This window comes from Exiguobacterium oxidotolerans JCM 12280 (assembly GCF_000702625.1).
Classification (GTDB): domain Bacteria; phylum Bacillota; class Bacilli; order Exiguobacteriales; family Exiguobacteriaceae; genus Exiguobacterium_A; species Exiguobacterium_A oxidotolerans.
On record NZ_JNIS01000001.1, the window covers coordinates 1,478,446 to 1,502,534 of the forward strand.

Annotated in this window: 24 protein-coding genes and 2 riboswitches; of the genes, 11 read left to right on the top strand and 13 right to left on the bottom strand. The window is 47.9% G+C overall.

Features of this window, described 5'->3' with window-relative positions:
* Positions 1-23 precede the first annotated feature (23 nt).
* The 4 genes from P403_RS0107515 to P403_RS0107530 all read left to right on the top strand — a co-directional run bounded on the left by P403_RS0107515 (position 24) and on the right by P403_RS0107530 (position 2,639).
* A complete protein-coding gene (locus P403_RS0107515) occupies positions 24-692 on the top strand; it encodes a YczE/YyaS/YitT family protein (RefSeq protein WP_029332095.1) in 669 nt (222 codons plus the stop codon).
* A 156-nt stretch (positions 693-848) separates the two neighbouring features.
* Positions 849-1,298, top strand: a complete 450-nt coding sequence (locus P403_RS0107520; RefSeq protein WP_029332096.1) for a MarR family winged helix-turn-helix transcriptional regulator — start codon at positions 849-851, stop codon at positions 1,296-1,298.
* A 16-nt stretch (positions 1,299-1,314) separates the two neighbouring features.
* On the top strand, positions 1,315-1,950 hold the full coding sequence (locus tag P403_RS0107525) for a nitroreductase family protein (RefSeq protein ID WP_029332097.1): 636 nt from the start codon (positions 1,315-1,317) through the stop codon (positions 1,948-1,950).
* 53 nt (positions 1,951-2,003) lie between these two features.
* Positions 2,004-2,639 (top strand): nitroreductase family protein, encoded by a 636-nt coding sequence (locus P403_RS0107530; RefSeq protein WP_029332098.1) that lies wholly within the window; start codon positions 2,004-2,006, stop codon positions 2,637-2,639.
* Between the two features lie 134 nt (positions 2,640-2,773).
* On the opposite strand, the gene P403_RS16595 is transcribed toward P403_RS0107530, so the two are convergent.
* On the bottom strand, positions 2,774-2,920 hold the full coding sequence (locus P403_RS16595; protein ID WP_160167777.1) for a hypothetical protein: 147 nt from the start codon (positions 2,918-2,920) through the stop codon (positions 2,774-2,776).
* A gap of 145 nt (positions 2,921-3,065) precedes the next feature.
* Between P403_RS16595 and P403_RS0107535 the strand changes: the two genes are divergently transcribed.
* Positions 3,066-4,388 (top strand): NAD(P)/FAD-dependent oxidoreductase, encoded by a 1,323-nt coding sequence (locus P403_RS0107535; RefSeq protein WP_029332099.1) that lies wholly within the window; start codon positions 3,066-3,068, stop codon positions 4,386-4,388.
* A gap of 34 nt (positions 4,389-4,422) precedes the next feature.
* Here the strand turns inward: P403_RS0107535 and P403_RS0107540 are convergent, their stop codons facing one another.
* The 5 genes from P403_RS0107540 to P403_RS0107560 all read right to left on the bottom strand — a co-directional run bounded on the left by P403_RS0107540 (position 4,423) and on the right by P403_RS0107560 (position 9,567).
* Entirely contained in the window at positions 4,423-5,868 is a 1,446-nt protein-coding gene (locus tag P403_RS0107540) for a DEAD/DEAH box helicase (protein WP_029332100.1), read from the bottom strand.
* 123 nt (positions 5,869-5,991) lie between these two features.
* Positions 5,992-7,065, bottom strand: coding sequence for a dual-specificity RNA methyltransferase RlmN (gene rlmN / locus P403_RS0107545; RefSeq protein ID WP_029332101.1), 1,074 nt, complete (start codon positions 7,063-7,065; stop codon positions 5,992-5,994).
* 145 nt (positions 7,066-7,210) lie between these two features.
* Positions 7,211-8,014 carry an ABC transporter permease subunit gene (locus P403_RS0107550; protein WP_029332102.1) on the bottom strand — a complete coding sequence of 268 codons (804 nt, stop codon included), beginning with the start codon at positions 8,012-8,014 and terminating at the stop codon, positions 7,211-7,213.
* Entirely contained in the window at positions 8,011-8,892 is an 882-nt protein-coding gene (locus P403_RS0107555) for an ABC transporter ATP-binding protein (RefSeq protein ID WP_029332103.1), read from the bottom strand. The genes P403_RS0107550 and P403_RS0107555 overlap by 4 nt, the downstream gene beginning before the upstream one ends.
* Before the next feature lie 42 nt (positions 8,893-8,934).
* The gene (locus P403_RS0107560; protein WP_029332104.1) at positions 8,935-9,567 is read right to left on the bottom strand and encodes a class I SAM-dependent methyltransferase; all 633 of its coding nucleotides are present in this window, start codon (positions 9,565-9,567) and stop codon (positions 8,935-8,937) included.
* A gap of 84 nt (positions 9,568-9,651) precedes the next feature.
* On the opposite strand from P403_RS0107560, the gene P403_RS0107565 reads away from it, so the two are divergent.
* The 3 genes from P403_RS0107565 to P403_RS0107575 all read left to right on the top strand — a co-directional run bounded on the left by P403_RS0107565 (position 9,652) and on the right by P403_RS0107575 (position 12,890).
* Positions 9,652-9,981 (top strand): heme oxygenase, encoded by a 330-nt coding sequence (locus tag P403_RS0107565; RefSeq protein WP_029332105.1) that lies wholly within the window; start codon positions 9,652-9,654, stop codon positions 9,979-9,981.
* 161 nt (positions 9,982-10,142) lie between these two features.
* Positions 10,143-10,889, top strand: a complete 747-nt coding sequence (locus P403_RS0107570) for a uracil-DNA glycosylase family protein (RefSeq protein WP_029332106.1) — start codon at positions 10,143-10,145, stop codon at positions 10,887-10,889.
* A gap of 137 nt (positions 10,890-11,026) precedes the next feature.
* Positions 11,027-11,202: riboswitch (Lysine riboswitch) on the top strand.
* 104 nt (positions 11,203-11,306) lie between these two features.
* Entirely contained in the window at positions 11,307-12,890 is a 1,584-nt protein-coding gene (locus tag P403_RS0107575) for a Na+/H+ antiporter NhaC family protein (RefSeq protein WP_029332107.1), read from the top strand.
* 465 nt (positions 12,891-13,355) lie between these two features.
* On the opposite strand, the gene htpG is transcribed toward P403_RS0107575, so the two are convergent.
* Positions 13,356-15,221 carry a molecular chaperone HtpG gene (htpG, locus tag P403_RS0107585; RefSeq protein WP_029332109.1) on the bottom strand — a complete coding sequence of 622 codons (1,866 nt, stop codon included), beginning with the start codon at positions 15,219-15,221 and terminating at the stop codon, positions 13,356-13,358.
* 84 nt (positions 15,222-15,305) lie between these two features.
* Complete coding sequence (locus P403_RS0107590) at positions 15,306-16,163, bottom strand: hypothetical protein (RefSeq protein ID WP_029332110.1); 858 nt, start codon at positions 16,161-16,163, stop codon at positions 15,306-15,308.
* A gap of 148 nt (positions 16,164-16,311) precedes the next feature.
* Between P403_RS0107590 and P403_RS0107595 the strand changes: the two genes are divergently transcribed.
* Positions 16,312-17,133, top strand: coding sequence for an SDR family oxidoreductase (locus P403_RS0107595; protein WP_029332111.1), 822 nt, complete (start codon positions 16,312-16,314; stop codon positions 17,131-17,133).
* 266 nt (positions 17,134-17,399) lie between these two features.
* Positions 17,400-18,560: an ArgE/DapE family deacylase gene (locus P403_RS0107600; protein ID WP_029332112.1), complete on the top strand. Its 1,161-nt coding sequence runs from the start codon at positions 17,400-17,402 to the stop codon at positions 18,558-18,560.
* Positions 18,561-18,607: 47 nt separating this feature from the next.
* Here the strand turns inward: P403_RS0107600 and P403_RS0107605 are convergent, their stop codons facing one another.
* The 3 genes from P403_RS0107605 to P403_RS0107615 form a co-directional block, all read right to left on the bottom strand.
* Positions 18,608-18,973 (bottom strand): hypothetical protein, encoded by a 366-nt coding sequence (locus tag P403_RS0107605; protein ID WP_029332113.1) that lies wholly within the window; start codon positions 18,971-18,973, stop codon positions 18,608-18,610.
* Positions 18,974-19,085: 112 nt separating this feature from the next.
* Positions 19,086-20,327: an MFS transporter gene (locus P403_RS0107610; RefSeq protein WP_029332114.1), complete on the bottom strand. Its 1,242-nt coding sequence runs from the start codon at positions 20,325-20,327 to the stop codon at positions 19,086-19,088.
* Positions 20,328-20,344: 17 nt separating this feature from the next.
* On the bottom strand, positions 20,345-20,800 hold the full coding sequence (locus P403_RS0107615) for a CBS domain-containing protein (protein ID WP_029332115.1): 456 nt from the start codon (positions 20,798-20,800) through the stop codon (positions 20,345-20,347).
* A gap of 178 nt (positions 20,801-20,978) precedes the next feature.
* Here P403_RS0107615 and P403_RS0107620 point away from each other — a divergent pair, with 178 nt between their 5' ends.
* Positions 20,979-21,401, top strand: a complete 423-nt coding sequence (locus tag P403_RS0107620) for a MarR family winged helix-turn-helix transcriptional regulator (protein WP_029332116.1) — start codon at positions 20,979-20,981, stop codon at positions 21,399-21,401.
* A 148-nt stretch (positions 21,402-21,549) separates the two neighbouring features.
* Here the strand turns inward: P403_RS0107620 and mmuM are convergent, their stop codons facing one another.
* Positions 21,550-22,482, bottom strand: a complete 933-nt coding sequence (gene mmuM / locus P403_RS0107625) for a homocysteine S-methyltransferase (RefSeq protein WP_029332117.1) — start codon at positions 22,480-22,482, stop codon at positions 21,550-21,552.
* Positions 22,457-23,860 (bottom strand): amino acid permease, encoded by a 1,404-nt coding sequence (locus tag P403_RS0107630; protein WP_029332118.1) that lies wholly within the window; start codon positions 23,858-23,860, stop codon positions 22,457-22,459. The genes mmuM and P403_RS0107630 overlap by 26 nt, the downstream gene beginning before the upstream one ends.
* A gap of 80 nt (positions 23,861-23,940) precedes the next feature.
* A riboswitch (SAM riboswitch) is annotated at positions 23,941-24,042 on the bottom strand.
* Positions 24,043-24,089 lie beyond the last annotated feature (47 nt).

Sequence of the window (24,089 nt, forward strand, 5' to 3'; positions counted from 1 at the left end):
TTGAATCGAGGTGACACACAACGATGTTCAAACGTCTCCATACGTCCTGGTTGCTGCGCGCAACGTTGAAATGGTTCTTATTTTTAAGCGGTCTCTTTTTGCTCGCCGTCGGTTCCTCCATCATGATCACCGCTAATCTCGGTGTCTCGACTTGGGATGTCCTGCATCTCGGTCTTCAAAACAAAACACCTTTATCGGTCGGAACGGTCATTCTTCTCGTCGGTCTGCTGCTCGTCTTCGTCAAGTACTTACTCGACCGGATTCGACCGCAAATCGGGACACTCGTCAATGCAATCTTCGTCGGTGTCTTCATGAACCTCGTACTTGGCTCGCATTTACTTCCATCGTTCTCGGCTGTTTGGCTAAACGCTGTATGGCTCATCTTCGGTATCTTCATCATCGGAATGGGGGCAGGGCTGTACGTCGCCGTCGGATATGGCGCCGGTCCACGCGACGGACTGACCTTGACGTTAGCGGAACGTTTCGGAACCTCGATCCGGATGATGCGGACGATCATGGAAATAACGGCATGTGGTCTCGGTTGGTTACTCGGTGGTCCGGTCTTTTTCGGGACGATTCTCTCGATCTTTTTGATTGGACCGTTTCTTCAATTTTGGTTAGTTTATTTCCGACGGATGATTGCCGCAATCGATGCCGGCGTCATTCGACCGAACGAACAAAAAATCAGCTAAACCGCCTGACTCGATATCGTTTCGAAAGAAATGGTATCTTTTTTTCGTGGATGAAGCAGATTAGTTGCACCTATAAAAAATACACGTTATATTCGTTTACATATCAATCTTTGATACGTCAAAGGTTTCTTGGAACGAAGGGAAGGATGTGATGACTTGAGTATTTCATGCACAGAAAAAGGACGTCTGATTTATGCGCTCGTCTCCGTCAATAAGACGATTGCTCAAAAATTTGATTTATGTACGGACGGTTTTAGCCAGACCCGAATGGACTTATTAGCCCAACTCGAGGTTGGCAAGACCATCAGTCAAAAAGAATTACAGCAACGGGTCAATGTCGACAACGCTGCCGTGACACGCCATTTAAAGCATCTCGAAACGAACGGGATGATTCAACGTGTCCGGTCAGCGACGGATAACCGTGTCATCCTCGTCTCATTAACAGATGAGGGAGCTACACGCATCACTCAGTTGCGCCAGCAAAAAGATGATTTCCTCGAACATCTATTAGAGGATTTCACAGGTGAAGAACAGGCAGCACTCGCACAGATGATTCAACGCATCGAAAATAATGCGTCAACATTACCTAAAACGACTACACGCTAAAAAGGAGCACTTACTCATGACAACTCAAACATCTACTGATTTTATGGAAATCGTAAAAGGCCGTCGCTCAATCCGCAACTACGACACGGACGTAAAAATCTCTAAAGAAGAAATGACACAAATTCTTGAAGAAGCAACGCTCGCACCGTCTTCCGTCAACATGCAACCATGGCGTTTCCTCGTTATCGACAGCGAAGAAGGAAAAGCGACACTCGCTCCACTCGCGAAGTTCAACCAAGTCCAAGTCGAGACATCATCTGCTGTCATCGCGGTCTTCGGTGACATGAACGCGATCGATCAACTTGAAAACATCTATGATACAGCTGTCGCACAAGGACTCATGCCGCAAGAAGTTCGCGACCGTCAAGTTCCAGCAATCAAAGGTATGTATGAAAACGTCCCTGCTAGCGCACTGAAAGATAGCATCTTGATCGACTCTGGTCTCGTTTCCATGCAATTGATGCTCGTCGCTCGTGCACACGGTTACGATACGAACCCAATCGGTGGGTACGAAAAAGACCAAATCGCAGAAGCATTCGGGATGGATAAAGACCGTTATGTACCAGTCATGCTCCTTTCAATCGGGAAAGCTGTTGATGCAGGATATCCATCAGTCCGTCTTCCAATCAACGATATCGCAGACTGGAAATAAGTTCGATTCGCTTCATCAAAAAATAGAGAACACAACAAGGGAGATTGAATACTATGACAACACAAACAACTACTGACTTTATGGAAATCGTAAAAGGCCGTCGCTCAATCCGCAACTACGACACGGACGTAAAAATCTCAAAAGAAGAAATGACACAAATTCTTGAAGAAGCAACACTCGCACCGTCTTCCGTCAACATGCAACCATGGCGTTTCCTCGTCATCGACAGTGAAGAAGGAAAAGCGACACTCGCTCCACTCGCGAAGTTCAACCAAGTCCAAGTCGAGACATCATCTGCTGTCATCGCTGTGTTCGGCGACATGAATGCGGTCGATAGCATCGATACAATCTACGACATGGCTGTTGAAAAAGGGCTTATGCCGCAAGAAGTCCGCGATCGCCAAGTACCAGCAATCAAAGGGTTCTATAGCCCAGAAGATACAGACACACTTCGTGACAGCATCTTAATCGACTCTGGTCTCGTTTCCATGCAATTGATGCTCGTCGCTCGTGCGCACGGTTACGATACAAACCCAATCGGTGGATACGAAAAAGATCAAATCGCTGAAGCTTTCGGCATGGATAAAGATCGTTACCTCCCTGTCATGCTGCTTTCAATCGGGAAAGCCGTTGACGCAGGATATCCATCAGTCCGTCTTCCAATCAACGACATCACAGATTGGAAATAAGCAATCCGCACGACGAAGAGAGCACCTCGTTTTAACGGGGTGCTCCGACTGTAGACAAAGTTCTATCGGAAGATAAAAGCGTCTTTTTTCGTTGCTTTCCTCGGGCGAGGCGGAAAGCCGGGATGGCAGACGGTTTAGAGCGCAATCCGTCTCGCATCGCTTTTAAAGCGAAAAGCAATCGGTCGCGACCCTGCAGCTTTGCTGTAGCGGCGCGGAAGATTGCCGCTTTGAAGACGAGGCGTGACAGGGAAGCGCAAACGGATTGCCTCTCGATATAACATGTTCACGCTTCATAAGCGTTTGTCTACACGCTGAGCACCTCGTTTTACGGGGTGCTTTTTTGCTGCACTTCCTGTCCCTCCTCTGCATTTAAGTTCAGTTCCAGTCGCTCCTTTTGTATACTGAACCAAAAAGGAGCGGATGCAGATGTATGATGTGACGATCATCGGCGCAGGTGTCGCCGGAATTTTTCTGGCCCACGAACTCGTACAGGACGGACAATCCGTCTTAGTGATTGACGCCGGAAAACCGTTAGCCGAAAGAACCGCGACAGATGCTTATCTCGGCTTTGGAGGACTCGGGAAATCAGAAGGAAAATACAATTATTCGACCGGGTTCGGAGGCGAACTGGAACAAAAGTTAGGTCCGGACACGACACTTCGCTTAATGCAACAAGTCGATGCCGTTCTTTGCCAATATGGGGCCGATGAGGTACCCCTTTATTCGACCCACAACCCGTCGCTTGCAGCGCGTGCAAAAAGTGCTGGTTTACATACGATTGAGACGACCGTCCGTCACCTCGGGACTTCACTTACGAAACAGGTGCTCGCAAAACTTGAAGACATGCTGATGCAGACGGTCACGTTCCGATTTTCGACGGACGTCGAACAGATCGAGAAGCAGGCAGATACTACATTCATACTCAAAACCGTGTCAGAGACATTTTCGAGTCGCCGAGTTGTCCTTGCGACCGGACGCTCCGGCACGAACTGGATGCGCCAGCAGCTCACGCAGCTTGGACTGACGCCAACAAAGACACGTCTCGACCTCGGGATTCGGATTGAAATGGATGAAGCGCCTTTTCGGACTGTATTACAGGACACGTTCGAAACGAAACTGGCATACGCATCTGACGCTGGAACGGCCGTCACCTACTGCATGAATCCGACCGGTCGGATCATCCGCAAATATCAAGAAGGTCTCGTCATGCCGGACGGACAAAATTTCCGCGAACAGACGACGGGGACGGCAAATTTAAACTTCACGTTGTTTTTACCACGCTATTTCGATACGTTGACCGCAGCGAATCAATTTGCGACTTCAGTCATCGGACAAATCAACCAGGGGTCGGACCGGATCGTCATCCAACGTCTTGGTGACTTGCTTGCCGGCGTAGCTTCTACAGCAACCGGAATCGCTCACAATCAAGTCGTCCCGACGCTCGAAGCAACACCAGGAAACCTGCTCGCCGAGGTCCCGGACACTGATCTCACCGTGTTACTCGGATTTTTCGAGCGGCTCGAACGTTTGCTCGAAATTCCGCTCTCCCCTGATACATTGCTTTACGGAATGGACGGGAAGTTCTACGCTCCGGTCCTTGCGACCGGACGCGACTTCGAAACAGACATCACGGGACTGTATGCAATCGGGGATTGTTCCGGCGCGACCCATTCGCTTTCGCAAGCAGCGGCGAGCGGTCTCCACCTCGGACAAGTCTTACAGCAAAAAACAGCCGTTTCGGGAGAGTAAAGCTCTCTCAAAACGGCTGTTTTTCATTCAGTTCTTATTTTTTAAACGCTTCATATACTTTCAGTTGTTTCCCTTTGACCTTCGTCGTCTTCATCGCGCGTAAGACGAGTGGCCCTTTACCGTTCAGAATCTCGACATACGTTACCGTATCTTGAATCGTGATGATCCCGATATCCTGAGCAGTCATCCCTTCGATTTTCGCAATCGTTCCGACAAAATCAACGGCCCGAAGTTTCTTTTTCTTCCCGCCATTGAAATAGAGCTTCATGATGTCAGCGTTCAGTTGCTCCGTTTTTGATGTGCGGACATCCGTCGTCGTGATTTTCTCTTCGAACGCATCTGCCGTCCGAATCAATTCACGTTCCGTCGGTGCTTGACGTTTTTCGATTGCTTCGCCACGGTACTGTTCGACTTCACGCAGACGGCGCATATCCGCTTCCGTCACGAGGCTGATTGCTTTCCCCATTGCGCCCGCACGCCCTGTCCGACCCGTCCGGTGCACATAACTTTCTTTTTCGACCGGCATGTCGTACTGGATGACGTGGGTGATGTTTTCGATGTCAATTCCACGTGCTGCGACGTCTGTCGCGACCAAGTAACGGAATTCGCCTGCACGGAATGCCTTCATGACCGCAAGGCGCTCGTCCTGTTCCATCCCGCCGTGAATTTTCTCGACCGGATACTCCATCGCCGTCAGTCCTTGGGCGACGAAATCGACATGTTCTTTCGTCCGGCAGAAAATCATACAACGGTCCGGATTTTCGACGACCGTGACGTCTTTCAGGATTGCGAATTTCGTCTTATCGGTCACCGGAATATAACTGTGATCGATTTGAGCGATTTCGGTTGCATTTGTCGTGATTTCGACCTCTTTTGGCGACTTCATGTAGCGTTCGCTCAGCTTGTGAATGTCTTGCGGGAATGTCGCCGAGAACAGCATCGTCGTCCGTTGTGTCGGTAGTTGTTTTAAAATCGTATCGACTTGCTCGAGGAAGCCCATGTTCAGCATCTCATCCGCTTCATCGAGGACAAGGTATTTGACCTTTTCAAGCGAAAGTGTCCCTCGCTCGAGGTGATCGAGCACACGACCTGGTGTTCCGACGACGATATGGGTTTTTTGTTTTAATTCCGTGACCTGACCACGGAACGGCTGTTTCCCGAAAACGGCTGTCGCTTTAATCCGCTTGTAACGTCCGATGTTCATCACGTCTTCCGTGACTTGCAGCGCCAGTTCACGCGTCGGTGTCAAAATTAGCGCTTGTGGTTTATTTTCTTCCCACTCGACGAGTTCACAGAGTGGAATGCCGAACGATGCCGTTTTCCCGCTTCCTGTGCGTGATTTGACGATGATATCTTTTTCAGACAAGGCGACCGGAATGACAGCTTGTTGGACATCCGTCGGCGTATGGTAACCAAGTTGTTCAATCGCTTCTAAAATTGGTGAACTGAGTTGAAAATCAGTGAATGGTTTTTTTGGCATGTGAATCCCTCATTTATTATATAGTTTCGAATTGACCGTACATCTCATGACCTCTCATTATGCGCTACTTTCCGCAGGACGTCAAAAGAGCTTCCCGTCAGAGTGACAGGAAGCTCCACTTGCTTATTTTGCTGCGACTTTATCTTTTTTGATTTGTTTACTACGTAACTGTCCACATGCTGCGTCGATGTCTGTCCCGTGCTCGAGACGAACACCACAGTTGAGACCGTTCTTTTTCAACGTATCGTAGAATGTCGAGATATCTTCTGACGTACTCCGTTGGTATTGACCATGCTCATCAACCGGGTTGTACGGAATCAAGTTGACATACGTCAAGTGACGTTTGTCTTCGAATAATTTCGCAAGTTCGATTGCTTGTGCTTTTTGGTCATTGACTCCACGAAGTAAGATGTACTCGATCGTGATTTTACGATTCGTCGTCTTGACGTAATAATCGATGGCCGGCATCAATTTTTCGAGCGGAATCGCACGGTTGATTTTCATGATTTGTGTGCGCAACTCGTTGTTTGGTGCGTGCAATGAAATCGCCAAGTTGACTTGAAGTTTTAAATCTGCGAATTTGTAGATTTTATCAGCAAGACCACTTGTCGAAACAGTGATGTGACGTGCACCAATTGAAAGACCGTTGTGATCTTTGATGACGTTCAAGAAGTCGACCATGTTGTCGAAGTTATCAAACGGCTCACCGATACCCATGACGACGACGTGGCTGACACGTTCTTCTTTACCGACAGCATCGAGGTGATGTTGGACGTTCATGATTTGTTCGACGATTTCACCAGCTGACAAATCACGGCTCTTCTTAATCAATCCACTCGCGCAGAAGCTGCAGCCGATGTTACAACCGACTTGTGTCGTCACACAGACAGAGAGTCCGTATTTGTGACGCATGAGGACTGTTTCAATCAAACTGCCGTCATACAACTTGAAGAGGAACTTGATTGTTCCGTCCGCTGATTCTTGTTTAACTGATTCTGTCATCGAGCCAATCGCAAAACTCTGATCTAACAACTCAAGGCAATCCTTGTTGACATTCGTCATTTCAGCGAAAGTAGTGACACGTTTACGATAAAGCCAATCCCAAACCTGTTTCGCACGGAACGGCTTGTGACCTTGATGCGATAACCAGTCTGTCATCTGCTCAATTGTTAATCCATAAATGGATGGTTTATTCATTAGTGAGACCTCATTTCTTTTTCCAGAACTATAACATTCCTTTATCTTAGTAAAAATCGAGCACTTACGCAACGTTCAAATCCTAAATGTTCACTTTCTGTAGATTTCGAAAGGCTGTTTCGCTTTGTTTTGTCAAAAAGATGCCTCAAATCGATAAATTTCGTTTTCGAAAACTGATGAAAGCAAAACTACTGAACATCAGACAGATTAGCACAAGTAGAATAAGGTGCAACAGTAAATGTTCTGTCCCCGCCAGCAATCGTCCCGTATCAAACAAACTGAAGATCGATCCATAACGCATCCAGTCCGTTTTTTCACTTAAGCCCGCTCCAATCGTCAAGACAATCGAGAGGACGAGGACACCGGCAGCGACGGAAAAAGCACGACGCTCATCGTCAAAGAGTGTCGCGATAAACAACGTAAAACTCGCAATCGCATAGAGTAAAAACAATGCATTGACTTGCAGGCGCAATAAAGTCATACCATCAATCGAGATACCAGACATCGTCCAGTCCGCCATCAGTAAAACGAGCCCATTCAATAGAATGAGACAGGTACTCGCAATCAGCATGACGATGAGCGCTGCTGCCGTATATTGAATCCGCGTGATCGGGGCTGCAAGATATAAAATCAATTCGCCATTGTCGATCGGACGGGCCAGTAACCGGGCTGCGAGTGACAACATATAAAACGTCGCAATGACTTGAAAAATCAATCCGTAATAATTGCCCCCTAAGAGATCGAGCAGATTGTTGAACGTCACCTTGTCATATTGAAATGCCTGTAGCACCTCTTTTGGGAGAGCTTCGAGTTTTGCCTCGAGCAGACCGGTCTTCATCATCGAGGGATACAAGGCGGCGAGCAACCATAAGTACAAACTGGTACCAAGCGAATAGGCAACGATCGGTTTGACGTTCTGCTTGAGTAAAGACCAGACGACCACGCTCATGATTCGTCACCCTCCCCGTAATAGTGCAAAAAGACATGCTCCAAATCATCCGTCGCCGTCTGAATCGAACGAATGTCGTACGCGGTCAGGAGACGGAGAACTTGATTCAGTGTCAATTGGTCACTTGTCAAAAAGGAGACACGTTGTTGCTTTTGCGTCGCCCCGACTTGAATCGCAAATTGTTCCGCCTGTGCAGCAAGACCGAATTCGACCGTATACTGTTTCCGGCTCGACCGGATCAGTTCATGGATATCGGATTCAACGATGATTCGTCCATTTTTTATCAACGCTGCCCGGTCGCACGACTTCTCCATCTCCGGGAAGTGGTGCGAACTCATCAAAATTGCTTTTCCGAGGCGACGTTCTTCCTCTAACCACGTCAGAAATCGTTCCTGCATCAACGGATCCAGTCCGCTCGTCGGCTCATCAAGGAGATAGACCGGTGCGTCCTTCATGAAACATCCGACGAGTGCGAGTTTTTGTTTTGTACCTTTCGACATCTTCCGCACCTTCGTTTTCGGATCGAACGGAAAGCGCTCAAGTAAGTCCGCTTGACGCTTCCGGTCCCCACCATGCAATTGTTGCATCAACTGTAAGATGTGGTCTCCCGTAAAGTCTCCCGGCAAACTGATTTCTCCCGGCAGATAACCGACGAGTCGTTTCACTTCTTTTGTTTCAACCCAGCAATCAAATCCACCAAACGTCGCCTGACCGGAGTCAGCAACAATCAAGCCCATCAATTGACGAAGTGCCGTTGATTTCCCTGCCCCATTTGGACCAATGAAGCCAAAGACCATGCCCGGCTCGACAGAAAAACTGACATCGAATATTCCTTTATCCGACGCGAACGCTTTCGTGACATGTTCGAGATGAATCACTTCAACCGCCTCATTTCTTTTTTAGGAAATGGCTACAGTTAGTTATACCCGTTCTGTTATCGTGTCGGACGTAGCGAATCGATAAATCACAAACCGTTCATCATGATTTTTTTCGAATAAATCGCGTAACCGGACTTCCTCGATTTGTTCGAACGCCGTCTGGTTCTCTAAAAAATACCGGTATTCATCTGCCGGATAATAAAGAATCAGATCGATGGTCCGTGGCGCCTGCTCGACCGACTGTAAGATATGGTTGACGACCTTGATAAAAATTTGAACGGAAAAAGGATTAAAAAAATAAAACTTTGTCGCTTCTACCGGAATCGGATAACTTTCTGCATAGACATGTTCAAATTGAAGACTCCCGCGCCGTTTTTTAACTTTTTTTAAGTAGTTCACCTGATTCGTCAGTGCATCCTCATAAAACTGACCGTTCATCTCGAGTTCGATGACGGAACAGTCAAACCGATCGTGGAGATAAAAGTTCAAGCGTCCCTTCCCGCACCCAAAATCAATCACCGTATCTTCAGGATGAAACGGATAGACCGCGCATAGCTCATCCAGGGCTGCATATGGGGTCGGTTCATAACGGTTATAGTGACTGAAGGCATTGTAGAGGTGCTGGACATCAATCGTTTTAATGTGGAGCCGGGCTTCATATTCTTGTTCCTTCATAGTTCAACTTCCTTCTTTCAAGCATCGTTGTCTCCATCGTACTATACTAAAGAGGTACGTAAATCGATAAAAGGGGATGTTTTTATGATCGTCGTAACGAACCGGATTAAAGTCAAAAAAGGGATGGCTGCTGCACTGGCACCTCGCTTCACACGCCCGAGTGGTCTCGACTCGATGGACGGATTCATTCGTGTCGAAGTTCTATTAACGCAAAATATCGAAGAACATGACGAAATGAACGTCAACATGTACTGGGAAGACATGAAGCACTTTGAAGCATGGCGGAACAGTGATGACTTCAAGGAATCGCATAAGCGTCCTGCGCAGCAAGAAGGAGAGGCACAGGAGTCACCGATGCTCGGCAGTGAAATCATCACCTATGAAGTCGCTTCTGTGAAAGAAAGTACACGTTAATTGATACGACTTAAATCCCCGAATCCTTAAATCGATTCGGGGATTTAATTTTTCAAACGTTATTTTGCAATTAACCTCGCACAATATTTAACAAGGGTTAAATTGTATATTGTTCCATTTATTGTTATTATATGTCCAATACTAGAGAGAGAGGACATATTATGATTGATTCCTTAACGATTTTTGAACAAGTCATTCGAGATTTGCCTGTCGACCGGTCGTTGACACGAGAAGATATTTGTACAGATGATTTTTTATTGCAGACGGAACATGAGTTATCGGTCTATTATTCCCCAATCGGTGACTACATCAATCCTTTCGCAAAAGTCATTATCGTCGGAATTACGCCAGGACTTGAACAGATGCGAATCGCGTTCGAAGAGATGGCCGATGCCTTACACCATGGCGTTTCGTTAGAGGAAGCGGCAAAAATCGCCAATTATTCAGCTAGCTTTTCCGGTGTGATGCGTCGAAATCTCGTAACGATGCTGGACGAACTTGATTTTGCGACAATGCTGTCGATTCCGACGACCGCTACTTTATTTAATGAACACCAGGAGCTACTCCATGCGACCTCCATCTTAAAACATCCTGTTTTCTATCGCGGGAAAAACTACAGTGGTCATCAACCGAAGATAGATCGTATCCCTTTGCTCCGACACTATGCGTATGAACACTTCGCAGCAGAATTGAATCAATTAAATGAACCTGCCCTGATTATTCCGCTCGGCCGAATCGTTGAGGCGACGGTCCGGACCTTACTTCATCAAGGACGGATTCGAAAACATTTTCTTTTATCGGGTTTTCCTCATCCCTCTGGTGCCAATGGCCATCGTAAACGTCAATTCGAAGACAACCGTTCCTACCTCAACCAACAATTGATTCACTACTTCACTAGGTCGAATTAAGTTACTACACGCTAACGATTTTTTTAATATACTGAACTCTATTTTTGTAGTACTTTGATATTTTTAAAAAAACAGACTTGAAACTTTTTTCTGAAATATGATAAGGTTTTCTTATTAAAAGAATATGACTATTCTATCGATGAGGTAGAGGCGCGGTCTTAATGAGTATTTGATCTGAGGATGACAACGAGGACGATCAAGGAAAGGTAATGCTGCCGAAGTATCGTCAAGTGTCTGACTTGATGGTACTGGTCGAATTGGGAAATACCCGTTCGATTGCCATACGTGTTTTGTATGGAGCGCTCCAATTCGGCTAAGAAAGACGCATCCAGCAAGGGTGTCGGCTTTGTTGCCGGTGCCCTTGCTTTTTTGTATGCAATGGGTCTCATCTTCTAAAAAAAGAGGAGGAACCACACAATGGTCAATTATTCAGATTCAATCGTTGCGCTCATTCCAGCTGTCATTGCAATCGCACTTGCAATCGTGACGCGCAAAGTCGTTATTTCACTTGGTGTCGGTATTTTGATTGGTGCTTTATTGCTGCATCGCTTTAATCCAATCGATACGGTCGTCTATCTCGGTAAAAACATCTTTAGTCTATTTTGGGCGGATGGGGCGTTAAATGAATGGAACGTCTTATTACTCATCTTCTTACTATTACTCGGTGTCCTATCGACGCTGATCCAAACATCGGGCGGTGCACATGCCTTCGGTGAATGGGCAACAACACACGTCAAGACAGCGCGCGGCGCTCGCCTCGCAGCATTTGGTTTAGGTATTTTAATCTTCATCGATGATTACTTCAACAGTCTTGCTGTCGGGAATGTCAGTCGTCCGTTAACGGACCGTCGTGGCGTCTCTCGGGCAAAACTTGCATACATCATTGATTCGACGGCTGCTCCAGTCTGCGTCATCAGCCCGCTTTCAAGTTGGGGAGCGTTCATCATCTCGATCATCGCTGGTATCTTAACGACGCATTCGATCACGGAGTATTCCGCATTCAGTGCTTTCATGATGATCGTGCCACTCAACTTCTATGCGATTTTCGCTCTATTGCTGACGCTTTACATCGCGTACACAGGGATTGCGGTCGGACCGATGCGGACGCATGAACTTCGTGCATTAAAAGGTGAACTTTTCGACGCAAGTAAAGGAACACCGATGGGGATGGCAGAGGAAGTCAAAGAACACGAAGGTGGGAAAGTACGTGACCTCGTCGTTCCGATTATCGTTCTCGTCATTGCAACGGTTTCCGCATTACTCTTTACCGGTGCTCAGGCACTCGCTGCTGATAATCGTGCATTTACGTTGATTGGTGCATTTGAAGCGACAGACGTAACACGTTCACTCGTTGCTGGTGTCGTCATCAGTTTAGTCGTTGCTTTCCTGATGTTGATTGGTCGGAAAATCCCGGCGCGCGAATACGGACACAGCATCTGGGCTGGGATGAAATCCATGTGGCCTGCTGTCGTCATCTTATTATTCGCTTGGACAATCATCGCTGTTATCGGTGACATGAAAACAGGTGAGTACTTAGCAAGCTTCGTCAGTAAGTCGATTTCTGCTTCGTACCTCCCCTTCTTATTGTTCTTGATCGCAAGCTTAATGGCATTCTCGACAGGTACAAGTTGGGGAACATTCGGGATCATGCTGCCGATCGGTGCTGACCTCATCATGGCGGTCGAACCGAATCTCTTACTTCCGACGCTCGCTGCCGTTCTTGCCGGATCCGTCTTCGGAGACCACTGTTCACCAATTTCCGATACGACGATTCTCAGTTCGACAGGTGCCGGTTCGCATCATATCGATCACGTCACGACACAACTTCCGTATGCGTTGGTTGGTGCAGCGACATCGGCAGTCGGCTACCTTGTGCTCGGTTTAACCGATTCATCCATCATCGGCTTCATCGGTGCACTTATCGCCTTCTTACTCGCACTCGTCGTCCTGAATGTCGTCTCGAAACGCGGCAAAGTGCCAGCTGAACTTCGCGCTGAATAATAAAAAAAGAACGCTCAGCTTAGCCGAGACGAGAAAAAAAGAAGGGATTGCCATCTACGATGATGTGCAATCCCTTTTTTAAGTTGTAGACAACATGGTATGGAGAAATAAAAAGAGTCTTTTTTTCGTTGCTTTCCTCGGGCGAGGCGCAAGCCGTTGCTCCTTGACCCTAAAGGACAATGAGCAGGGTCTCGCCTACCTCTGGCAAATCGCGTTCAAAACGCACTTTTTCCCGTAGGAGTCAACGAAACATGACGCTTTTTAGAGAATGTCGTGAGGAAAAGCAATCGGCCGTGACTTTACAGCTTTGCTGTAGCGGTGACGAAGGTTGTCGCTTTGAAGACGAGTCAGGACGGAGTAGCGAGAAACATCGACCTATCCGTTTAAACTCGTCGATTTTCAAAAAAACACAAAAAAAAGCGATTCTTCTCACTTAAGAGAAAAATCGCTTTTTGACCATCATACTTACACCATCAAGGCACACACTTCATTTGCAAACGCAACCGGATCTTCGATTGGTAAGCCTTCCATGAGCAACGCTTGTTGGTACATCAATTTCGTATAGCGTTCAAATTTCGGACGGTCTTCTTTAAAGGCCGTTTCAATCGCTTCGAAGACGTCATGCGACGTGTTCAACTCTAAAATTTTCACGGCTGAGACGTCTTGGTTGTTTGGCATCGACTTAAGAATTTTCTCCATTTCAATCGAAACGGCACCATCCGTCGCAAAGCAGACCGGATGTGATTTTAAGCGTGACGAAGCTTTGACTTCTTTGACTTGCCCAGCAAGCACTTCCTGCATTGCTGTAAACATCTCGACTTGTGTTTCGGTCGTTTCTGCTTGATCCGCTTGCTCGATTCCAAGATCACTGCTCGTAACCGATTTAAATTCTTTTCCTTCATAGTTGAGCAACATTTGAATCGCGAACTCATCGATTTCTTCCGTGAAGTACAGAATATCGAACCCTTTGTCTTTAACGAGCTCCGACTGTGGCAACTTATCTAATCGGTCGGTACTTTCTCCTGACGCATAGTAGATGTATTTTTGCTCTTCCGGCATCGCCGCGACGTATTCAGCGAGTGTGACCAGCTTCTTCTCTTTTGCTGAGTGGAACAGGACAAGGTCTTTGACCGTCTCTTTATGCATACCGTAATCATTGTAGATTCCAAACTTCAATTGACGACCAAAGGCTTGATAAAAGGCTTCATACTTCTCGCGATCGTCGCGAAGCAGTCCTTCGAGTTGCGTCTTAATCTTACTTTGAATATTTTTCGCAATCAGCTTGAGTTGACGGTCGTGCTGCAATAACTCACGTGAAATATTGAGTGACAAGTCTTCCGAGTCGACCATCCCTTTGACGAAGCTAAAGTGGTCCGGCAAGAGGTCACTGCATTTTTCCATGATCAAGACACCGTTCGCATACAGTTCAAGACCTTTCTCGAACTCTTTTGAATAATAGTCGAAGGACGGTTGCTCCGGGATAAACAAAATCGATTGATAACGGACGGCACCATCTGCACTGATATGGATGTGTTTGACTGGTGTATCAAATCCATATCGTTTTTCTTGATAGAAGTTCGTGTAATCCTCGTCCGTCAGCTCCCGCTTATTTTTCCGCCAAATCGGCACCATGCTGTTGATGGTCTTGACGACCTTCACTTCTTCCATCTCGTCCGACCCTTCGACCGGTTGACGTTCTGTCTCTTCCATCTCAATCGGGTAGCGGATGAAATCGGAATACTTTTTGACGATCGTCCGCAAACGATGTGTATCTAAATACTCGTCATAATTCTCATCTTCTTCGTTCGCTTTGATATGCAGCGTGATTTCCGTCCCGACTGCAGCTTTTTCGACTTCTTCAATCGTATAACCGTCGACACCGTGCGATTCCCATTTGTATGCTGTTTCGCTACCGAATGGTTTCGTGATGACCGTGACGACGTCCGCGACCATGAAGGCCGAATAAAAGCCGACACCGAACTGTCCGATGATGTCGTGTCCATCTTGCGCAGCGTTCTCCGCCTTAAAGGCAAGTGACCCACTCTTCGCGATTGTTCCGAGATTCGCTTCGAGCTCCTCTTTCGTCATCCCGATTCCTGTATCACGAATGACGAGCTGACGTGTCGTTTGGTTCGGTTCAATCGTAATCTTATAGGCATCCTTTTCGAACGTCAGTGTCTCGTCCGTCAATGCTTTGTAATAAATCTTGTCTATCGCGTCACTAGCGTTCGAAATCAACTCACGTAAAAAGATTTCCTTATGTGTGTAGATGGAATGAATCATCATTTCGAGTAAACGTTTCGACTCTGCCTTGAACTGTTTCGTTTCCATTTCCGATACCCCCCTAGTTCTTTTTAGCACTCTAACTATAAGAGTGCTAATACATATCTATTATCACGGATTGGAAAAATAGTGTCAATCCCCTTCTTCGAGTCGTTTTCGGACATACTTTCCGATGTTTCGTAAGTGCGCGGTCGATCCATACGTGCCATGACTGACACCATGGCAATCCGGGCGATTCCCGAGCCCGATGAACTGTTCACTCGGCTTAAAATGAAGACCGATGATTGGAACGGAAAATTGTTCCGAATACCCGAGTTCGACGACGGCATCCGGGTACCCCGGGACCGGCTCGGGTGCTTGCCATGTAGCCGTCGGATCGATTGTCCGGTAACGTTCCGTATGTTCCCGTCCGAGAAGAATAATGCCGCGTAATCGAAAAAGACGAATCAATCTCAAAAGGAACGTCTGACCAAATACGGTTTCTTCCAGTTCATGTCGCTGAGCGATCGTTCCCATATACCGTTTCGTCGGAAATGGAAAGAAGTCCGTATGGATGACCGGCTCTCCCGTCCCGTAAAAAGAAGCTCCGAATCCATTCAGAAAACCTTCCAATTTTCCTCCTCCCTCCCGTCCGAACCACGTTTTATAAATGTCGGGCTGCTTGAAGTAACGATTATAGGAATCAATCATTTGATCGAATCGTTGGTCCGTCCGGTACTCTGTAAGCGGCGTGTCGACTTCCCTTAAGACGAATGGTCCCGTCGTCTCATAGCGTAACGTGCCATCCCGGTCCAAAAACTGGCCTGCCGACGGATTCGTCGCAATCGTAAGCCAACTACGTTCGCTTATGTCACCAAACCATAAGACAGGTGTCGTCCGGTCAATCAACTCACTCCGGAACTGCCCTTTTTCTAAATCGATTTGGTACAGAATCGCCTCATCGAGTAATTTTTTTGCGTATTCACGTTGTTCAGATGTCAGCGTTCTCATTCCTTTCCTGTCGGGTTTTCACTTTTCATCTGTTCCCGTTCTCATGAATTGCTAGACAGTTCAGTAGGTTTATCCTCTGAAGTCCAGGGAATCATTCATAAGGTGAACAACATGCGGAGCAAGAGTACTTAGAAGGAGGAAATTACACATGGGTCGATTAGAGAATAAAGTAGCAGTCATTACAGGTTCAGCAACAGGAATTGGTCAAGCAACGGCACTCGTCTTTGCGGAACAAGGAGCGAAAGTCGTCTGTGCTGACGTCAATCTTGAAAAAGCACAGGAGACGGTCGAAAAAATCAAACAGGCTGGTGGACAAGCGGAAGCGATTCACGTCGACGTCACGCAAGTCGATAGTGTCGAAAATCTTTCAACACACCTGAAAGAAACGTATGGGACGATTGATGTCCTCTTCAACAATGCCGGCATTGATCAGCAAGGCGGAAAAGTCCATGAATATCCGATTGAACTGTTTGATCAAATCATCGCGGTCGACTTACGCGGTACATTCTTGACGAGTAAATTCTTGATTCCATTAATGCTTGAAAAAGGCGGATCAATCATCAATACGTCATCAATGTCAGGTCGCGCTGCTGACTTGAACCGTTCAGGTTACAATGCAGCAAAAGGCGGAATCACGAACTTTACACGGGCGATGGCAATCGATTATGCGCGTGACCGTATTCGTGTCAACTCGCTCTCACCAGGTACGATCGAAACACCACTCATCGACACGCTCGTCGGTGGAAAAGACGAAGACCAAGGAAAACAATTCCGTGATGCCAATGCATGGATCACACCAATGGGTCGTCTCGGGAAACCACGTGAGATGGCAACGGTTGCCCTCTTCCTCGCTTCCGACGACAGCTCTTACGTGACAGGTGAAGACATCACAGCGGACGGCGGAATCATGGCCTACACATGGCCGGGTGAGATGTTGATTGATGATAAATGGAAGACGGATGCTGAATAACGATCCATTTGACGCATAAAGCATCGCAATAGCTAAATAAAGAGGAGGATGATTTCGAATCGTCCTCCTCTTTTTCGTATGTCCTTCGACTTACTAAATCAACAATCTGCGCCTTTTGACCACAGTCCTTTGACGCATCCTCTTAAAAACGGACCATTTGATTCTAAGAAATACCGCGATTTTAAATTTTCTCCTCGCTTGTTTATCTCTCGGAGCGCTTTTTTTCGGGGAATACTCTAGTGAATGTAAATCAAGGAGGAATCAGCATGACACAACAACAACAAATCGAATCACTGCAACACTGCCTACAAATTCCGAGTGTCAATCCGCTCGACGGGGAACGAGACGTCGCGACTTTTGTCTATGACTACTTGACCACTCACGAAATCGAAACCGAATGGATCGAGGTCGCTCCAAAACGAATTTGTCTCATCGCGACCCTTCCGGCAAGCGAGATAGCCGCCGAACCAAAAATAATCGGCTTCTCGGGTCATCTTGATACCGTACCTGTCCAAACGACCGGTTGGACAAAACAACCTTTTGGTGGTGAAATCAGCGACGGACGGATTTACGGTCGCGGGGCATCCGATATGAAGTCTGGTGTGATGGCAATGGTCAATGCGATGATCGAGTTAAAGGACTGTGCCGACCGCCCGAATCATCTCAAACTGCTCATTACATCGGATGAAGAAAACGGTATGACCGGTGCGAAACATTTGACGGAACGTGGTGACGCCGACGATTTAGATGCGCTGTTGATCACAGAGCCGACAAGCGGGATGATTGGTTATGCTCAAAAAGGTGTCATCGGAATCGAAGTGACGTGCGTCGGTAAAGGGGCTCATAGTTCCGCACCGCAACTCGGAAAAAATGCCATCGATGACCTGTATCGTGTCATTCGGGAAGTGAAGTCGGACCGTTTCACAATCACGGACAATCGCCACCCGGAACTTGGTCCTGTCGTCGCCTCGATTACGTCGATCCAAGGCGGAGAAGGTCCGAATGTCATCCCGAGTAACGCTTCCTTTTACATGGACATTCGGACGATTCCCGGGTTCGGACGCCTCGAGATTCTAGAAGCTTTTGCGCATATCGAACAACGGCTGCTTCAAGAAGATCCGACGTTTGCGATGACCCTACGTGTCATCAAAGAAATCCCTTCGTGTGAAACGGATGCGAATGCACCGTTCCTCGAAACGGTTGCACGACACATGGAAACCATCACGGGTCATCCGGCGCGTCGCGTTGCGATTCCGGGTGGGACGGACGGAGCCATGTTCAGCCAAGCCAACCGGTCGTTCCCGATTGCCGTCGCTTCGTTCCACGACTTCCGTCTCGCCCACCAAGTCGATGAATCGATTCCCTTGTCGGAGTATCTCCAGACGATTGCGTTATGTAAGCAACTCGCACTTGAACCCCTAGCCTGAACGAAAAAAGCCGCTCAAGCCTTCTCTTTCGAAGACTCGAGCGGTTTTTACGTATAGACACCGATACTGGCAAGCGCTTGTCCGAGGTAACTTTGATCACTTTGCAACGTCATTGTATGTTGACTCTTCCATCTGATTTCAATCGAAACGTGACCAAGGCGATGATAGGTCAACGTCATGTGAAAATCTGCTTGCGTATAGGTCGCAGATCCACGAAGTTGCTCATGGACCGTTAAAAAATCATGCGCAAAGGAATCATACTCAGCGAACGACATATTTAATCGATGACTGGTCTGGTTGTCCGATTGCGATGGGACGACATCGATTTCTAGTCGTTCCTCCAGGCGATTGACCTGTAAAATACGCCATTCGACCTTCCCTTCATAACCGATGAAAGCAATCGTATGTTCCATTCGTTCCCTCCATTCTGTTTCCTACCATCGTAAGCGACGATCGTCTTTTTTGTCGACCTAATCAAAAACACCCTTTCTTCCGCTTCTGCAGAAGAAAGGATGTTCGTTTACATCAATGCCCGCTATCGATTGTATCGATATGACGGATGTGTTTGAGATTGACCCCGATGATGACGACAGAGAGTAAGACAAATCCGCTCCCGACGTAAAACGGTAAGTTTGCGTTAAAGATTTCAGCCAATTTACCGGCCATGAATGGCGCGATGGCTGCCCCGAGGAAACGTAAAAAGCTGTATGCAGCAGATGCGGTCGAACGTTCGACCGGTGCCGCGTCCATGACGGCTGTCGTAATGAGTGTGTTGTTATTACCGAGTACTGCCCCGGCAAGAATCACACAGACGATGACGACAGCTGGTGTTTCCGTAAAGATCCCCATCAATAGTAAGAGAACGGCGAACAGTAACAGCATCAACACCATCGCTTTAATCGTCCCGAGCCATTGTTTTAACTTCGGTGCCGTCAAGACAGACGTGATGGCGAGCAACATCCCCCATCCCAGGAAAACGAACCCGAGACCTTGTGCCGGCAGTTTCATGACGAACGGCGCATAGGCCATGATCGTAAAGAAACCGACGTTATAGAGGGCCGCGACGATTCCGAGTGTCAACAGCGACCGGTGTTTCATCGCTTGGAACGGCGCGAGCAAGGAAATCTTTTGCCGTGGTGCTGTCGTTGTTGCAACTGGTTTTGGCATCAAGAACAACAAGACGAGGAAGGCGATGACCATGATTGTCGCGACACCCATGAATGGTGCGCGCCATGTGATCGAACCGAGTGTCCCTCCGAGGAGTGGTCCAATCGAAATCCCGAGACCAACGGCTGCTTCATATAAGATGATTGCTTTTGCCGTCCCGCCTGACGAAAGGGAGACGATGGCGGCAAGTGCCGTTGCGACGAACAAGGCATTCCCGAGCCCCCAGCCGCCACGTAAGGCGACAAGCGTCCAGATGCTATCGGCTTGTGATGCAAATCCCGCGACCGTCGCGATGACGGCGATTCCTAACATCAATGTTCCTTTTTGACCAATCCGTGATGAAATCGCACCTGTGATCAGCATTGCGAATGCCATGACGGCATTATAACTTGTAAATAAGAGCGTGACTTCACTTTTTGAGGCTTCTAAATTATCAGCGATCGTTGGTAAAACCGGATTGACGAGCCCCATCCCCATGAATGCCGTGATACTCGCAAAAAATACTGCCCACACGGCAATCGGTTGGTGGAATAATCCATGCTTGCTTTCTTCTAACACCGTTTCCGGCGCAAGCGTCGTTGTTTTATTGGCAAGTGCCATATTGTCCCTTCTTTCTCTTATAAGAACCGTTTAAAGGAGTGACGGATGACGTCGCCCCGACTGATGATTCCGACAAGCTTTCCTTGTTTTAAAATCGGTAATTTTTTAATCCGTTTCGAACCGAGCGTCGCTGCGATTTCTTCCATCTCCGTTTCAACATCTGCTGTGACGACTTTCCGGCGTGCCATCTCCATGACCGGACGGTTCAGAATGTGACGTACCCGCGCGTCATAATCTTCTTCATCCCCTTTGATGACATCTACATATAAAAACGTATCGACGATGATGTCTTTGTGCTTTCCAATCGCCCGCATGATGTCACCATCACTGATGTACCCAACGACTTCGCTCTCGTCATTGATGACGGGAACACCGCTGATTCCGGATTGGATGAAACGTTCGACGACATGGCGGATGACGTCTGTTTCGTGGACTGTGATCACTTCTTGTTTCATCGATTCATAAGCTTTCATCGGAATTCTCCTTTTGTGTGCGTTCTGAATAAATAAGTTGTATGATGCAATTAAATAACAAAAATGATTGTATAATACAACTAAAGGACTGTCAAGTTTCCTGACCTCTCATTGACAGGGGCTAAGTCCTTGCGTAATGATGGGAAACATGAAGCATTTAGGAAAAGAGGGGATTAACATGTCTGATCAGGCACTCGAAGTGATTGAACTAGAACTTGCGATTCTGATTCGTCGTTTGACGACAGCGACGGCCGATAACCGAAATTTAGATCGCGCGTCGTATTTGTTACTGCGTCAACTGTCCGAGTCTGGTCCAGTCGGGGTGAAGACCTTAGCTCGCGAATTGCAACTTGACGTCTCTACCGTCAGCCGGCAAGCAGCAGCACTCGCGCAAAAGAAATTTGTTGAAAAAGTACGCGATGAAGCAGATGGCCGTGCCTTCTTCTATCACATCACTTCACTTGGACAGGAAGAATTGACGATTTACCGGACGGCACGCCTCGCGAGCATCGAACGCTTACTGACAGACTGGTCAGGCGATGATACGGAAGCATTTGGACGCCTGCTCCAACAATTTAACCGTGAACTGCGGGAACGGTAATCAGATACGCCTTAAAACGTCATGAACGAGAAGAATAGGGATAGAAAACGCCGATGACTCCGTATGAAAAACGGGATCATCGGCGTTTCTTGCGCACAGGGCGGAACCGTCCGGCACTACGATTGATTTCAGCTCGATTTTTGCAACATTACGTTCTTTCGATGGCGGCATGTATCCGTTCAATTTGTTCCGGTGTCGTCCGGCAACAACCGCCAATCAGGCGTGCCCCTGCTGCATACCACTCACTGGCAACTTCATCAAAAGCTGTACACACCGATTCACCAGACCATGTTTTCTCGACGGGATCATACTGTTCCCCGGAATTCGGATAGACGATGATTGGGACGTCCGTCAGTTGCTTCAATCCCGTTACGAAATCTGTCGTGATTGACGCCGGAAAGCAGTTTGCACCGAGCGCAGCGAGTTGCGGATGGTGGCCGACTGCTGCGACACAATCCGCAATCGTCGTGCCTTCACTGATGTGTTCCGCATCGCGAAGGGAAAATGCGAGCCAGGCCGAGTGTTCCGGAAATTCTTCCAATATCCGAAACAGGACGGTTGCTTCTTGAAGCGACGGAATCGTTTCGAAGGCCAGCAGATCTGCTCCTGCCGCAATCAATGCCTCGATTCGGGGACGATGAAAGTTCTCAAGGGTCGCATCATCGACGCCGTAGTGTCCGATATATTCTGATCCATCGGCCAAATACGCCCCGTACGGACCGACTGATCCGGCAATCAACGATTGTGCTCCTGCTCCGGCGACTTCTTGACGTGCACGTTGTGCCAAGTAGACCGTCTGCTTGATCAGTTCGATCGCTGCACCCGTCTCGATTCCCCGTTGTTCAAACCCTTGCAAACTTGCTTGATAACTCGAGGTGATGGCACAGTCCGCACCGATTCGAAAATAGTCGGCATGGACACGATGAATCTGCTCCGGCTCTTCGACCAAGACCCGTGCCGACCAGAGTGGATCGGCGAGATCACTCCCGTGCCGCTCCAGTTCTGTTGCGAGCGCCCCATCAAGTAAAATAAACGGTTTTTCGTTAAGTAAGGCTTCAACTGGATTTTTCTGTTTTGACATCTTCCACACTCCGTTTCTGTGATTTTTTCGTCAGGTAATGCACGAGATAACAAAGTCCGATAAAGGGAATTCCAAAATATAAGGCAACACGCTGCGTCGGATCAAAGGCAATCCCGATCAGTGACAACAGGCAAATCAAAAAGGAGACGATCGGGACAACTGGATAAAATGGTGTCCGGTACACCAAGTCTTGCACGTCGTGTCCTTCTCTCAGGTAACGCCGCCGAAATAAGTATTGCGAAGCACTGATGCTCATCCAGACAACGACGACAGCAAGTCCTGAAATCGAGACGAGTGCGATATAGACGCTTTCTGCTGCGTAGACACTCGATAGTAGTGCAAACAATCCGCCGAGCATGCTGGACATGACGGCACGTGTCGGAACACCGTTTTGACTCAATTGAGCAAAGAACGGTGAAATCATCCGTTGATCCGACAGTGACCACAACATCCGTGACGCAGCATACAAACCGGAGTTCGCTGCCGATAAGATTGCTGTCAAGATGACAAAGTTCATGATGTCCGCCGCAAATGGAATCCCGATCCGTTCAAACACGGCAACGAACGGACTCTCAAGCACACCTTTTGCATCCGTCGGCAGTAAAATCGCCAGGACGATGATCGTGCCGACAAAAAACACGACCAGCCGGACAATCGTCGTCCGAATGGCCAGAGGAATCGTCCGCTTCGGATCAACCGTCTCGCCTGCCGCAACACCAATCAGTTCTGTACCTGAATAGGCAAAGTTGACGGCGAGCATCGTCATCAAAATCGCAAAGGCCCCGTTCGGGAAGAGTTCCCCTTCCGTCAGCGGTCCGAACAACGGAGCTGCTTCTCCTGACGCCAGTGGAATAAAGCCGACGATTGCTGCTGCCCCTAAGACGATGAAGGCGATGATCGTCATGACTTTCACGGCAGAAAACCAAAATTCGACTTCGGCGAACACACGCACTGTCAGTACATTAATCACTAAAATAATGATGACGAACAATCCGCTGAACAACCAGACCGGCACGTCCGGAAACCAGCGTTGCATCAATAAACCAGCTGCTGTGAATTCGGACCCAAGCGCAACCGTCCACGTCAGCCAGTAGAGCCAGGCGACCGTACAGCCGGTTCCCGGTCCAATGTACTTTGTTGCATAACTATGAAAGGCACCGGTTTCCGGCATATGTACAGCGAGTTCCCCTAAACAAAGCATCACGAGATAAACGACGAGTGCCCCAAGCAAGTAGGACAAAATCGTCCCGATTCGACCTGCTTGCTCTAATGTGTACCCCGTACTTAGGAACAGCCCCGTCCCGATGACGCCACCTAACGACAGCATGACGATATGACGGGATTCCATCTTTCGTCGAAATGTTGTTTTTTGCTCCATCCTCCACCACTCCTCTTTCTCGCTCAATAAAAAAACGCACTCCTGTACAGACAGGGTGCGTCGGTCGACAACATCAAGAGCGCTTATCGATCGGGTACAACACCCGCAGGAATTAGCACAGTATCTTTCGACCTGTTGCTGAGGCTTCAAAGGGCCAGTCCCTCCACCTCTCTGGATAAGAATGTAATTTTTCATAACAATAGCAGTCCTTTTTTGAATTGTCAACACA

Excerpts from the sequence above, each read along its gene's own strand:
- P403_RS0107515 (WP_029332095.1), top strand. The coding sequence starts at position 24 with ATGTTCAAACGTCTCCATACGTCCTGGTTGCTGCGCGCAACGTTGAAA.
- P403_RS0107550 (WP_029332102.1), bottom strand. The coding sequence starts at position 8,014 with ATGAGCGTGGTCGTCTGGTCTTTACTCAAGCAGAACGTCAAACCGATC.
- P403_RS0107560 (WP_029332104.1), bottom strand. The coding sequence starts at position 9,567 with ATGAAGGAACAAGAATATGAAGCCCGGCTCCACATTAAAACGATTGAT.
- P403_RS0107565 (WP_029332105.1), top strand. The coding sequence starts at position 9,652 with ATGATCGTCGTAACGAACCGGATTAAAGTCAAAAAAGGGATGGCTGCT.
- P403_RS0107535 (WP_029332099.1), top strand. The coding sequence starts at position 3,066 with ATGTATGATGTGACGATCATCGGCGCAGGTGTCGCCGGAATTTTTCTG.
- P403_RS0107615 (WP_029332115.1), bottom strand. The coding sequence starts at position 20,800 with ATGAAAGCTTATGAATCGATGAAACAAGAAGTGATCACAGTCCACGAA.
- P403_RS0107540 (WP_029332100.1), bottom strand. The coding sequence starts at position 5,868 with ATGCCAAAAAAACCATTCACTGATTTTCAACTCAGTTCACCAATTTTA.
- P403_RS0107575 (WP_029332107.1), top strand. The coding sequence starts at position 11,307 with ATGGTCAATTATTCAGATTCAATCGTTGCGCTCATTCCAGCTGTCATT.
- P403_RS0107530 (WP_029332098.1), top strand. The coding sequence starts at position 2,004 with ATGACAACACAAACAACTACTGACTTTATGGAAATCGTAAAAGGCCGT.
- P403_RS0107525 (WP_029332097.1), top strand. The coding sequence starts at position 1,315 with ATGACAACTCAAACATCTACTGATTTTATGGAAATCGTAAAAGGCCGT.
- htpG (WP_029332109.1), bottom strand. The coding sequence starts at position 15,221 with ATGGAAACGAAACAGTTCAAGGCAGAGTCGAAACGTTTACTCGAAATG.
- rlmN (WP_029332101.1), bottom strand. The coding sequence starts at position 7,065 with ATGAATAAACCATCCATTTATGGATTAACAATTGAGCAGATGACAGAC.
- P403_RS0107570 (WP_029332106.1), top strand. The coding sequence starts at position 10,143 with ATGATTGATTCCTTAACGATTTTTGAACAAGTCATTCGAGATTTGCCT.
- P403_RS0107595 (WP_029332111.1), top strand. The coding sequence starts at position 16,312 with ATGGGTCGATTAGAGAATAAAGTAGCAGTCATTACAGGTTCAGCAACA.
- P403_RS0107590 (WP_029332110.1), bottom strand. The coding sequence starts at position 16,163 with ATGAGAACGCTGACATCTGAACAACGTGAATACGCAAAAAAATTACTC.
- mmuM (WP_029332117.1), bottom strand. The coding sequence starts at position 22,482 with ATGTCAAAACAGAAAAATCCAGTTGAAGCCTTACTTAACGAAAAACCG.
- P403_RS0107620 (WP_029332116.1), top strand. The coding sequence starts at position 20,979 with ATGTCTGATCAGGCACTCGAAGTGATTGAACTAGAACTTGCGATTCTG.
- P403_RS0107600 (WP_029332112.1), top strand. The coding sequence starts at position 17,400 with ATGACACAACAACAACAAATCGAATCACTGCAACACTGCCTACAAATT.
- P403_RS0107610 (WP_029332114.1), bottom strand. The coding sequence starts at position 20,327 with ATGGCACTTGCCAATAAAACAACGACGCTTGCGCCGGAAACGGTGTTA.
- P403_RS0107605 (WP_029332113.1), bottom strand. The coding sequence starts at position 18,973 with ATGGAACATACGATTGCTTTCATCGGTTATGAAGGGAAGGTCGAATGG.
- P403_RS16595 (WP_160167777.1), bottom strand. The coding sequence starts at position 2,920 with ATGTTATATCGAGAGGCAATCCGTTTGCGCTTCCCTGTCACGCCTCGT.
- P403_RS0107630 (WP_029332118.1), bottom strand. The coding sequence starts at position 23,860 with ATGGAGCAAAAAACAACATTTCGACGAAAGATGGAATCCCGTCATATC.